Origin of the sequence: Pontibacter pamirensis, from assembly GCF_010015475.1 — a bacterium.
Taxonomy (GTDB): Bacteria; Bacteroidota; Bacteroidia; order Cytophagales; family Hymenobacteraceae; genus Pontibacter; species Pontibacter pamirensis.
Window position 1 is genome coordinate 114,301 of the sequence record NZ_SSNI01000012.1, and the last position, 12,491, is coordinate 126,791.

The 12,491-nt window shown below is 48.0% G+C and carries 11 protein-coding genes; 5 read left to right on the forward strand and 6 right to left on the reverse strand.

The window, feature by feature from the left end:
- The first annotated feature begins 22 nt into the window (after nucleotides 1–22).
- From E1919_RS11995 to E1919_RS12005, 3 genes are all read left to right on the forward strand, one after another.
- Entirely contained in the window at nucleotides 23–382 is a 360-nt protein-coding gene (locus E1919_RS11995) for a four helix bundle protein (protein WP_162053647.1), read from the forward strand.
- 60 nt (nucleotides 383–442) lie between these two features.
- Nucleotides 443–2,242 (forward strand): acyl-CoA dehydrogenase family protein, encoded by a 1,800-nt coding sequence (locus E1919_RS12000; protein WP_162053648.1) that lies wholly within the window; start codon nucleotides 443–445, stop codon nucleotides 2,240–2,242.
- Nucleotides 2,243–2,416: 174 nt separating this feature from the next.
- Complete coding sequence (locus E1919_RS12005; protein WP_162053649.1) at nucleotides 2,417–3,172, forward strand: glycosyltransferase; 756 nt, start codon at nucleotides 2,417–2,419, stop codon at nucleotides 3,170–3,172.
- Here E1919_RS12005 and E1919_RS12010 read toward each other — a convergent pair.
- From E1919_RS12010 to mutY, 6 genes are all read right to left on the reverse strand, one after another.
- On the reverse strand, nucleotides 3,160–4,626 hold the full coding sequence (locus tag E1919_RS12010) for a hypothetical protein (protein ID WP_162053650.1): 1,467 nt from the start codon (nucleotides 4,624–4,626) through the stop codon (nucleotides 3,160–3,162). The genes E1919_RS12005 and E1919_RS12010 overlap by 13 nt on opposite strands.
- A gap of 228 nt (nucleotides 4,627–4,854) precedes the next feature.
- Nucleotides 4,855–6,954, reverse strand: a complete 2,100-nt coding sequence (gene recG, locus E1919_RS12015) for an ATP-dependent DNA helicase RecG (protein WP_162053651.1) — start codon at nucleotides 6,952–6,954, stop codon at nucleotides 4,855–4,857.
- A gap of 224 nt (nucleotides 6,955–7,178) precedes the next feature.
- Nucleotides 7,179–7,799 (reverse strand): gliding motility lipoprotein GldD, encoded by a 621-nt coding sequence (gene gldD / locus E1919_RS12020; RefSeq protein ID WP_394351768.1) that lies wholly within the window; start codon nucleotides 7,797–7,799, stop codon nucleotides 7,179–7,181.
- A complete protein-coding gene (gene gldE / locus E1919_RS12025; protein ID WP_237144301.1) occupies nucleotides 7,759–9,129 on the reverse strand; it encodes a gliding motility-associated protein GldE in 1,371 nt (456 codons plus the stop codon). The genes gldD and gldE overlap by 41 nt, the downstream gene beginning before the upstream one ends.
- A gap of 26 nt (nucleotides 9,130–9,155) precedes the next feature.
- Nucleotides 9,156–9,638 (reverse strand): single-stranded DNA-binding protein, encoded by a 483-nt coding sequence (locus tag E1919_RS12030; RefSeq protein ID WP_162053652.1) that lies wholly within the window; start codon nucleotides 9,636–9,638, stop codon nucleotides 9,156–9,158.
- Nucleotides 9,639–9,747: 109 nt separating this feature from the next.
- Nucleotides 9,748–10,839, reverse strand: coding sequence for an A/G-specific adenine glycosylase (gene mutY, locus E1919_RS12035; protein WP_162053653.1), 1,092 nt, complete (start codon nucleotides 10,837–10,839; stop codon nucleotides 9,748–9,750).
- A 323-nt stretch (nucleotides 10,840–11,162) separates the two neighbouring features.
- Between mutY and E1919_RS12040 the strand changes: the two genes are divergently transcribed.
- Together E1919_RS12040 and E1919_RS12045 are read left to right on the forward strand one after the other, a co-directional pair.
- Nucleotides 11,163–11,468 (forward strand): HU family DNA-binding protein, encoded by a 306-nt coding sequence (locus E1919_RS12040; protein WP_115566595.1) that lies wholly within the window; start codon nucleotides 11,163–11,165, stop codon nucleotides 11,466–11,468.
- Between the two features lie 62 nt (nucleotides 11,469–11,530).
- Complete coding sequence (locus tag E1919_RS12045; RefSeq protein WP_237144303.1) at nucleotides 11,531–12,397, forward strand: tetratricopeptide repeat protein; 867 nt, start codon at nucleotides 11,531–11,533, stop codon at nucleotides 12,395–12,397.
- Nucleotides 12,398–12,491: the final 94 nt, after the last annotated feature.

Here is a 12,491-nt window from a genome sequence, read left to right on the forward strand (position 1 = left end):
AGTAAGACACAAGACTTTTCAAGTGCATAATTTTAAGGAGTTGATTATTTGGAAGGAGGCAATGGGGCTGGCGAAGTCTGTTTACCAAACTACTTCCTCGTTTCCGGCAAATGAAAAATATGGTCTTACATCTCAGGTTAACAGGTCAGTTGTGTCTATACCTTCAAACATTGCTGAAGGAGCAGGAAGAGGTTCTGACAAAGAGTTTAATCAATTTTTAAATATTGCTTTAGGCTCTGCCTTCGAGCTTGAAACGCAGTTGCTCTTAGCTCAGTCATTTGGGTTTATTGAAGAGAATAGGCTAAATGCCCTATTGGAACAGCTTCGCAAGATTCAGAGAATGATTGACGGGTTTAAGAAAAAATTAACTAAGCGAGAGTAGGAGCAAGTCTTGTGTCTTGTGTCTTATGTCTTGTGTCCAAAAAACATAAAAGATAAGAAAATGGCAAATACAACAGAAAACAAATCCGCTGTCATACAGGGCGGCGAATTCCTGATAAAGGAAACCAATCCGCAGGATGTGTTCATTCCTGCCGAGTTTAATGAAGAGCAGGAGATGATGGCGCAGACCTGCCGCGACTTTGTGCGTGAGCAGGTGTGGCCGCTGCTGGAGCGACTCGATAACCACGAGGAAGGGCTGATGGAGAACCTGATGAAGAAAGCAGGTGAACTGGGGCTATTCGCTGTATCTATTCCGGAGCAGTACGGCGGCCTGAACATGGACTTCAATACAGCCCTGCTGGTAACAGAGTCTGTAGGAGGAGGGCATTCTTTCCCGGTGGCTTTCGCGGCACACACCGGTATCGGTACACTTCCGATACTGTACTTCGGTACGGAAGAGCAGAAGCAGAAGTATGTACCGAAGTTGGTGAGCGGCGAGTGGACTTCAGCTTATTGCCTGACAGAGCCTGGCTCTGGCTCTGACGCACTGGCGGCTAAAACCAAGGCTGTACTGAACGAGGCCGGCACCCATTATATCCTGAACGGCCAGAAAATGTGGATCACTAACGCCGGCTTTGCCGATGTGTTTGTGGTGTTTGCGCAGATTGACGGCGATAAGTTTACTGGCTTTATTGTGGAGCGCGGCTACAAAGGCGTGAGCTTGGGTAACGAGGAGCACAAGATGGGTATTAAAGGTTCTTCTACGCGGCAGGTATTCTTCGAGGACTGCGAGGTTCCGAAAGGGAACGTGCTGGGCGAAATTGGGAAAGGCCACCTAATTGCTTTCAACATCCTGAACATAGGCCGTATTAAGCTATGCGCTGCTACACTTGGTGCTTCCAAGCATGTGGCGGACCTGTCGGTGAAGTACGCCAATGAACGCCACCAGTTTAAACTGCCAATCTCTAAATTCGGAGCTATCAAGTATAAACTAGCTGAGCAGGCTATCCGCATCTATGCAGTGGAGTCTGCCCTTTACCGTTGTGGTATGGACATTTACCGCAAAGAGCAGGAGCTGATGGCCGGTGGTGCAGACGAGAACGAAGCACTGTTGGGGGCTGCCCGTGAATTTGCCGTGGAGTGTGCCATGCTGAAAGTAGAAGGCTCTGAGGTGCTGGATTACGTGGTAGACGAAGGTGTGCAGATATACGGTGGCTATGGCTTCTCAGCTGATTACCCAATGGACCGTGCTTACCGCGACTCCCGTATCAACCGCATCTTTGAGGGCACGAACGAAATCAACCGCATGCTGACAGTAGACATGATCCTGAAGAAAGCCATGAAAGGCGAGCTGGATTTGATGGGCCCTGCGCAGGCAGTGCAGCAGGAGTTGATGGCGATACCGGATTTTGGTGCGGAAGAAGAGCAAGGCCTGTTCACCGCAGAGCACAAAGCTATCCGCAACCTCAAGAAAGCCATTTTACTAACAGCCGGTACGGCAGTGCAGAAATACATGAACTCACTGGCAAAAGAGCAGGAAGTGCTGATGAATATTGCGGATATGGCCATCAAGACTTATGTGGCAGAATCAACGCTGTTGCGGGTAGAGAAGCTGGTGAGCCAAAAAGGAGAAGAAGCTGCTGCCAATAAAATTGATATTGTGCGTGTGGTGGTAAACGATGCCGTTGACACTACTTTTAAGGCAGGTAAAGAAGCCATTGCCGCTATGGCAGAAGGAGACGAGCAGCGCCTGTTGTTCATGGGGTTGAAGCGTTTCACCAAAAGAGACCTTTATAACACCAAAGAAGCCCGTCGCCGCATCGCTGCCGCTATGATAGAGGCAAATGAATTTGTTTATTAATCTTAACCATTTATAGTTGGAAAGGCTATCACCGTTGGTGGTAGCCTTTTTATTTTTTATGGTATAATTAGGGTGTTTTGCTATAAAAGCACTAAATTTTTTTCTGATATTTGAGATCTGGAAGTTTAACTACCGTACTGGATGGATAAGCACTCTAAGCATTGAAAAGAAGCTATGAATGTAACATGTTTAATTCCCTTTTATAACGAGAGGGAGCGCATTGCGCATGTGCTGAAAGTAATCACACAGATTCGCCAGATTGGGCAGATTCTGTGTGTAGATGATGGGTCAACGGATGGTACAGCAGCTTATGTTAAAGCTAACTGGCCGCAGGTACAGGTGGTGCAGTTGCAGCAGAATCAGGGCAAGGCTGCTGCTATAAAGTATGCTTTAAAGTTTGTGAAGCATGAGCTGATTCTGATGATGGATGCAGACTTGCAGGAACTCAGAATAGAGGAAATTGAGGCTGCCATTGAAGCCTATCATACGGAATCGGTTATCGACATGATTATACTGCGCCGCATCAATTCCCCCTGGTTTGTGCGCTGGTACCGCAGCGATATCTTGCTGTCTGGTGAGCGCCTCATCAAAAAAGCCGATTTAGAGCAGGTAATGAAACTGCAGGTGCACCGGTACCAGTTAGAGGTAGGTATAAATCGCTATATGTTGCACCACAAGAAGGTGGTGCGCTGGATGCCCTGGTCTGCCATGAACACCTATAAAGTGGACAAACTGGGTGTGCTGGATGGCTCTAAAAAGGAATTTAAAATGTATGTGGAGATTGTTTCTTTTGTGGGGTTCTCACACATGATGCTGCAACTGGCTTCTTTTACTAAAAAAATTCACCAAAAGCAGCACGTGAGCAATCCAGTTGAATCTCAATCGCCTTATGAACCAGACTTCCGGGACATAAAAACCTACTTTAGCTGAATTTTGCTTAGTCTTAACTCATCTGCCTTTCGGCTTGGCCGCGCTACTGCTATAATATTCTTTTCGCTGAGCCAGGCAGTGAAATCTTTTACATAAGCCAGATCTTTGTCATTGGCAATATTCAATCCAACAGCTTTCGGCGCACTGGCTTCTCCTGAGTTGGCATCTACCTGGCGCAAGTACAAGTCATGCTTTCCTTTAAGCTCTTCCAGTGTGAGCAAGTGCAGCGTATTGCCGCTGAGGTAAGCATTGTACGAGATGCTTGAGAAAGCTTCGTCAGCAGGTGCTTGCTGGTGCTTCATCAGTACAGAATTCCAGTCCTTGTTCATGTACTCGTCATATGTGAACAGGTGTAGTTCTTTGGCAAAGTAAGGGGCATCTTTTCCTCCCGCTGTATACTTCTTTTCGGCCATTACAATAAGCTGCTGCTCAGGTGTCAGGAATAAGTCTGAGAGATAAATATCCTCAAGTTGTCCTGTTTTGCCGCCGCTGCTCTTGTCCAAGGCGTTTACCTGTGAGATATAGTCCGGGGTAAATCTGAACTCCTCTGCAAATATCATGTCCTCCGCCTCAAAGTCAAATTTCACTGTTTTCAGGCTATAGTAACGGCCGCTGGGTTCCTCAGCCGTCATCACGGCACCGTAAAGCGTACCATTGTGCATCAGCTCAAACTTAGAGTCCAGGATGTATACTGTTGTTCCGCTGAAAACACCACCCACCAGCACCGACATCACCCGAACTTCTTCGCTGCCCGGGGTATACAGCCGCGAGGTCAGGCGTTTCATGTTGTCAGAAATCAGGCTGATGTATTGCTGTCCGCTGTTGCTTACCTGCACGTCTGCTGAGAGTATGTTATAAGTGTCCTGCAGGTTGTAGCTTGTGTAATCGATTTTCTGAAGCTTGCCATCATACAACGTACCACTGATATCCTGTATCTGATGGCTGCTGTTGGTATAGTAGCGGTAGGCCAGCAGTTTAGTGGCATCTTCAGAGATAGATACACTTGCCCGGCGACTTTTGACTGATGCCTCCAGCAACAAGACACTTTCCTGCTTTTTGCCTGTGCGCAGGTCAACGCGATGGCCGTAGAGCTGTTGCTGCCCCTGGTCATTGTCTGCACGGTGTGTTACCACGATAGCAGCCTCCTGGTTCGCTGCAAAGGCTTCCAGCGTCTCCGTGCCTGCCAGTTTTACCTCTGCAGTCCACTGCTTTTTCAATTTATCGCTATATTTTTCTACTGTGTAGGCATCTGCTGAACTTCGGCTCAGAACAACAAACTCATCGTTGCCTACAGCTATAGTTTTGTGGGGAACGCGTTGGCTGTAGCGTGCCTTACTCTCGTCAGGCATATAGGAAAAGGCTACAGATGCTTTTCTGTTAAATTGGGCATATGTTGCCGCAGGTTGCCAAAGAAAGCTCAGGAACAGAAGCGGAAGTATGAAAATCTTTTTCACAGGTAAATAAGGGGTGAATTTAATTCTGAGTAAAGAACAGCTACCAATATACCAAAAAACCTATTGTTTCTCGTGGAACGATACAATTCGTGCGCCTTTATAACGCCTCTTCGGGAAATAAAGGTATAAACGAAAACATAGTTTCTGCACTATATGCCGTGTTATATTGAATACTATATGTAATTGCTTTCCGGAGTATACCATGCCTGCCTGAGATTCTGGCAAGCCTTAACTGATACGGCTCCAGTTGACAGTGTTAGCACTAAGCGATTGTATGTGCTGCCGTATATTATGGTTTTGTGATTGTTCCAGTAGTGGGTCGGCCTCCAGCACGCGCTGCGCCGCCGCCCGCGCCTCCTGCAGAATGGGCGCATCCTTGGCTAAATCGGAGATGAGCAGGTCCAGCACGCCGCTTTGCTGCGTACCCATCAAATCGCCAGGACCGCGTAGCTTCAGGTCGATATCGGCAATCTCAAAGCCGTTATTAGTGCGCACCATAGTCTCAAGGCGGGTTTTGCTGTCTTTACTGAGCTTATAGCCCGTCATCAGAATACAATAACTCTGCTCGGCACCACGGCCCACACGTCCCCGCAGCTGGTGCAGCTGTGATAAGCCAAAACGCTCAGCACTCTCAATCACCATAACAGAAGCATTCGGCACGTTTACGCCTACCTCAATTACCGTAGTCGCCACCATAATGTGCGTTTCGTGCTTTACGAATTGCTTCATCTCGTAGTCTTTGTCCTGCGCCTTCATCTTGCCGTGCACCATGCTCACTTTATACTCAGGGAAAGCCCGCTTCACGCTTTCGTAACCATCCATCAGGTCCTTGTAGTTCTCCATCTGCTCCGACTCTTCAATGAGCGGGTACACGATGTATATCTGCCTGCCCAGTTTAATCTGCTCCCGGATGAACTGGAACACGCGCAGCCGGTGCGAATCAAAGCGGTGTACGGTCACAATCTCTTTCCGGCCTGCAGGCAGCTCGTCTATTACTGACACATCCAGGTCGCCATACAAGGTCATTGCCAGCGTGCGTGGTATGGGCGTGGCCGTCATCACAAGCACGTGCGGGATAATGCGCGGGTTCTTGCGCCACAGCTTAGAGCGCTGCTCCACGCCAAAGCGGTGTTGCTCATCCACAATGCAAAGGCCCAGGTTTTGAAACTGCACCACATCCTCCAGCAGGGCATGCGTACCCACAATCATCTTCATGTCGCCAGCCCGCAGTTGCTCGTGCAGCACCTTTCTGTCTTTCGCTTTCGAGGAGCCCGTTAGCTTGCCTAGGTTTATACCCAGGCTGTCGGCATAGGCTTTCAGGCCCACATAGTGTTGGTCTGCCAGAATCTCTGTAGGCGCCATCAGCACCGACTGTGCGCCGTTGTCTGCCGCAATCAGCATGGTGATAAAGGCCACAATGGTTTTGCCGGAGCCCACATCTCCCTGCAGCAGGCGGTTCATCTGTTTGCCAGCGGTCAGGTCTTTGTAAATTTCTTTCACCACCCGCTTCTGGGCATTGGTCAGGTCGAAGGTGAGGTGATTTTTGTAGAACTCGGTGAGCGTAGGCACCTGGTTAAACACCTGCCCCTTCAAGTCAGCTTTGCGTACGAGCTTATGCCGGAACAGGCGCAGCTGTATGTAAAAAAGCTCCTCGAACTTAAGCCGGAAGGTGGCCGCCTTATACTTCTCCGCTGATTCCGGAAAGTGAATGTTAAGCAGCGCGTTTCGCTTGTCCATCAGCCGGTAATGGTCAATCAAGTCCGGTGACAGTGATTCCTGCACGTTAGGCAGCGCCACCTTCAATAGCATCTCCATCATTTTACTGATGACTTTGCTGTCGATGCGGTGGGCTTTCAGCTTTTCGGTGGTATGGTATACGGGCTGTAGAAAGGAGGTGGTTTGCTTCTCCTCGCTCAGTTCCTCCAGTTCCGGGTGGGCCATGTTAAACCTGCCGTTGAACTCGGTTGGCTTGCCAAATACGATGTAATCAGTGTGGTTCTTCAGCGTTTTCTGCATCCACTTCACGCCCTTAAACCACACCAGCTCCATCTGGTTCCCATCCTCATCCACCAAGGTTGCCGCCAGGCGTTGCTTTCGTCCTTCCCCAAGCAGTTCCTTGCCCCGCACGCGGCCGCGCACCTGCACGTATGGCAGGCTTTCGTCCAGTTCAGCAATCTTGTAAAATTGTGTGCGGTCGAGGTAGCGGAAAGGGTAGTGCTGTATGAGATCACCATAGGTAAAGATCTGCAGCTCTTTTTGCAGCAGCTCCGCCCGCATTGGCCCCACGCCCTTCAGGAATTCAATCTTAGTATGGAAGAAGTTGTTCAATGCCTCTGGCTGTCTGTGAATTTATGGCAATTTCAGAAAGCAAAAATAAGCAAAAGCCCCAACAGGTGTAAGTGCTGTCAGGGCTTTATATCGCTTTACTCATACATATACCTGATGACCTTGCAGCGTGAAAAGGTCATGCCAGTGTTTTGCTAGCAACAAAGTACCAACTAATAGTAGTCGGACACTCGCAGGAGTTGCACACACTGCGAGGTCTTAAAGCACTACTGCTTCTCCTTCCACTCCAACGTGTTCAGCAGGTGCACGATGTCTTTTTTGACATACTCGATGATTGGAGCTAACGAGTCGTTCTGTGTGGCGGTGCGGAAATATAGAGCACCGCGCAGAAAATGGTCTGTGGAGTCAGTCACGTAGAACTGAAACTGGCTGGGCACCTCGCCCTCCAGTTCGAAAATAGATGCTAAATCTCCTGCAGGTGTTTTAATCTGGCTTTCCTCAATCGCGTAGGCCTTGATCTGGTGCTTTGCCGTCAGCTTACGAGAATCCTCCATCAGGTCATTCAGCATCTTATCGCTGTCAATACCTTTGTACGTAAGTTGCACATTGGCTCCCAAGCTTGGATAAATAATGTTTATCCAGTGTGGTTGCGCAATGCCGGATGAATCAGGGCGTATTTTGGCGTGCTCTGAAAACTCAAAGGTATAAGGGTGCGCTTCCTGCAGCGGCTGATAAGCCGTTTCCGGGAGGTCTATGCGATTAAATCCTTTTGGTTTTGGAGTATACTCTGCTGTTCCGCAGGCTGCCATGGCCGTTGCCAAGCATGCCCACAAAAGCATCTGTAGATTAGCTGACTTTCTGGTAGTGCTCTTTTTTACTTGCGACATTTATCTTAACTCGTTTTACACGCTTAAAGTCCGCCGACTCTACGGTGAAATAAAACTGACCGTAAGAAACTTCCTCGCTTACCCGCGGAATGCGGGAGAACAGCGACAGCATCAGCCCGGCAACTGTTTCATTCTCCTCTTTTACCTCGTCAAAAGCATCGAACGGTACTTCTGCTATCTTGCAAAAGTCGTGCAGCGATGTTTTTCCATCAAAGATAAAAGTATTTTCATCGAGTTGAGAATAGATAATGTCATCGTCGTCGTCATATTCATCGTTGATCTCGCCAACAATCTCCTCCACAATATCTTCTAGCGTTAATAAGCCGGAGGTGGCACCGTACTCATTCACCACGATGGCCATGTGCACGTGTTTTGCCTTAAACTCTTGGAACAGGGCAGAAATGCGCTTGTTCTCGGGCACAAAGAAAGGCGGCCGCACCAGTTGCTGCCAGTTAAAGTCGGCGTCCTTGTTCAGGTGAGGAAGCAAATCTTTTACATAGAGGATGCCCTCAATCCTGTCGTTGCTTGTAGTGTAAACCGGAATTCTGGAATAGCCCCACTGCACAATTAAAGGCAGCAGCTCTGGCAGCGTCATACAGCTGCTAAAGGCATTCATATCAATGCGTGGGCGCATGATCTGCTTTACCGTGATAGAGCCGAAATTTACAACGCCTCGTAGAATCCGTCGCTCTTCCGGTGATGTTTCCTCGTTGGTTAAAGCTAAATCCAGGCTTTGGTGTAGGTTCTCAATGGTTTGGTTATAGCCATTTACCATGTAATGTTTATCGAGGTAGCCACTAATAAACATCAATAGCGATGTGAATGGCTTAACAGGAGTTTCGAGGCGGTGCAGGATAGAAGCAGTTCTGGTCAAAATACTCAGCCGCCTTTTCTGAACATATACCTTCGGAAGCACCTCACCACAAAACACAATGAAAAAAGTGGCAAATAGCATACAGGCAACCATTACACCTGCGGGCAGGGCCATAGTGCCAAACACCTGCCAGGCAACATACGCGAAAAGCGTAATGATGCTGACATTGATGCCGTTGTTAAGGATAAGGATGGTGGTAAGGAGCTTGCGCGGGTTCTGTAAGAGCTGGTATACACGCTGCTTTGCAGGCAGTTTGCTGTTTTTGCACTGCTCCAGCTCCTGCTCTGAGAGTGAGAAGAATGCGGCCTCTGCCCCCGAGATGAGGGCAGAGAGCAGCAGTAATATCAAGCCGGCCAGTATGGCGGCGATGTATTCAAATCTGAGTTGTGTAAGCGAACTTTGTAATAACTGAAGTAAACTATAACTCAGGGGGTCTCCGGAATCTAAACTGTCCAAGATTTATTCATTTAATGAAACATAGGTTAGAACGGCAGGTCGTCCGGCTCGTCGTTCTGGAAAGCCGATGCTCCGCCGCTGGTGGCTGTTGCGCCACCACTGTAACTGGCACCTGAAGATGAAGCAGAGGACGAAGAGGATTCCTGATAATTGCCTCCACCGCTGCTGCCATTGTCGTTTCGGCCACCCAACATGGTCATGTTGTCGGCAACGATCTCGGTGCTGTAGCGCTGGATGCCTTCTTTGTCCTGGTAATTGTTTGTTCTGAGTCTGCCTTCAATGTACACAGAGTTACCTTTTTTCAGGTATTTCTCGGCCACTTCGGCCAGGCCTCTCCACACAACAATGTTGTGCCATTCTGTTCTTTCCTGCTTCTGACCGCTTCTATCTTTAAAGCTTTCAGAGGTAGCCATTGGGAAACGGGCGACAGCTACACCGCCTTCTAAGTGACGTACTTCCGGGTCTTTGCCCAGGTTTCCGATCAAAATCACTTTGTTTACACTTGCCATGTCTTTTTACGATAATATTTAGTTAAATGGGCTACTCCAGCAACCAAGCTGGAGGCAAAATGGCTTACTAAAACTGATAATGCTTTTGCCAGTATAATTAGTTTCAGTCTTATAAATATACTAGAATCTTAGCATCTTTCAAATAGCTGTTAATTAAAATTGGCTTTGGCAGGGCCTCTATTTCTTCAACGTTGAAAGGAGCTAATCTTGTTTCTTTCAGTACCTCCTCTTTTAAACGTGAAATAAGCCTTATCCGGTAAAAACGCGCTGTAATTTTTTGATGGCTCAGGATATGTTTGTAGTCTTTCTGGGGAGATTGCAAGTACGCTGAATCTGCCTCAAGGCCAGCTTGTTGTAGCTCCTGCACTAAAGTTTCGATGGGCAGGTTTTTACCAGGGCTTTCGTACAGGTAGAAGTCGTAAAGGCCCTGCCAGATGTCGCCTTCCAGCCGCTTGCGCAGGTAAAAATCCCCCTCATGCTCCAGCACAATGTAATGGAAATAGCGTGGCCGCGCTGCCTTCGCCTTCTTCTTAACAGGCAGTTCCTGCACCATGCCGTTGTTAAAGGCGAAGCAACTTTGCTGCAGCGGGCAGAACAGGCAGTCGGGCATAACAGGTGTACACTGGATAGCGCCAAACTCCATAATAGCCTGATTATAGGTGTCCGGCGCATCGGCAGGTACCAGTTCATCAGCCAGCTTCTGGAAAACTTTTCGTGAGGCAGGTACCGCTATATCATCAGAAATACCAAATAAACGGGCCAGCACCCGGAACACGTTCCCGTCCAGAACCGCCACCTGTTCCTTAAAAGCGAAGGCTGCAATGGCAGCGGCTGTGTAGTTCCCCACCCCCTTCAGCTTAAGCAGTTCCGCAAAGCTGTCAGGAAACTGCCCGCCATACTGTTCCATCACAATTTTGGCGGTGTGGTGCATGTTGCGTGCTCTGGAGTAATAGCCCAGACCCTGCCACAGGCGCAGTACCTCGTCTTCAGGTGCTGCAGCCAGTTGCTGCACGGTAGGGTAGGCTTCCACAAATTTCTGGTAGTAAGGCATGCCCTGTGCCACGCGCGTTTGTTGCAGGATAACTTCTGATAACCAGATATAATAAGGGTTGGTGGTGTCGCGCCACGGCAGCGGGCGCTTGTGCTGCCCATACCAGCGAAGGAGCGTGTTGACAAAATATGCCTGGTTGGGAGTAGCCATGGTTAAAAGTATAAATACAAAGGTTTTAAGTTGATGGAACAGGTCAAAGAACGTAAATGTTTACCCATGGTACAACACTGATTTATGTTGCCTGAGGCTGAAATATAAACCTTTGCATCGCGTTATGGGGTGGTGCCAAAGTCATAAGAAGGAGTTTCAGAAGGCTAAAGTAGTGCGTATGAGGGACTAATAATTTATCGGGAATGCTTTTACTTGTCGAAAAGTAAATTTACCTTTGTGCCCCGAAAACGACGAAGCGAGCTATCTCGCTGACACTAAAGTATTGAAAGTTAACTTATTATTAATTATATAAATCTAAGAAAGTGACTAAAGCAGAAGTAATATCAGAGGTTGCTGATAAAACAGGGATTGATAAGGCGGATGTACAGGCTACAGTAGAGGCTTTTTTCAAAGTTATTAAAGACTCTATGGCTGATGGTAACAACATCTACGTGCGAGGTTTTGGTAGCTTTGTGAACAAGAAGCGTGCGAAAAAAGTAGCTCGTAACATTTCTAAAAACACATCTATCATCATCGACGAGCATTTTATCCCAAGCTTCAAGCCATCGAAGACCTTCATCCAGAAGATCAAAAACAGCAAGAAAATCCAGGAGTTAGCTCATTCTTAATTTTTTGTATCTTTGCTGATCTAAATTGCTTTACATCAGCATACAACCTTTAGGTAAAAAGAATGTCACGGTCACAAATATTGATAGTTGTTGCAGCCATCGTGTTGGTAGCGGTTATGTTCTTTTTGCCTAAAGTAATTGTAAACGAAGAAGACAAAGGTAACTTTGCCACAGGCGAAACCGCGGCAGCTACGCCGGAAGGTCACTCAGAAGATGATGGACATGACCATGGAGCAGCGGAAGGTGGTGCTGCAGATGTGCACGTGACCGCTTCTCCGGAGCAACTGATGGAACTGGCTACAGCACGTGCCAGGTTTAACAAGACTACCGACGCGCAGGCACGTATGCGAATAGCTACAGAGTTGGCTGAGGCTTATGCTACTGCTAACAAGTACGACAGTGCCGGATATTACTATGAAGTTGCAGCAGAAGCCCGTGGAGGCGAGAAAAGCTACAAGAAAGCCGGCGATGCGTACTATGAGGCATTTACTTTTGCGGCAACGCAGGACCGTGCCGGTCAACTTGGCGCTAAAGCACGCGAAATGTATGAGCAGGTGCTGAAGAACAATCCTTCAGAGCTTGATGCAAAAACAAACCTGGCAATGACGTATATCGCCAGCAGCAATCCTATGCAGGGGATTACACTGCTGCGGGAGGTTCTTGCATCAGACCCGAATAACGAGAAGGCGCTGTTTAACCTGGGCATTCTGTCTATCCAGTCCAGGCAGTATGACAAAGCTGTAGAGCGATTTCAGAAGCTTGTGTCTGTTAACCCGTCACACTTAGAGGGAACCTTCTACCTAGCCGTGTCGTTGGCAGAGACAGGGGAAAACGAAGAAGCGAAGGCCTTGTTTAACAAGGTAAAGAGTATGAGCACCGACCCTGCACTGGCAGCCTCCGTGGATGAGTACCTGGCAAAACTGAATTAGAGAATTTAAAAAAAAATTATACAACGAAAACTACAAGACTATGCCTTGCGGAAAAAAAAGAAAAAGACATAAAATAGCTACTCACAAGAGAAAG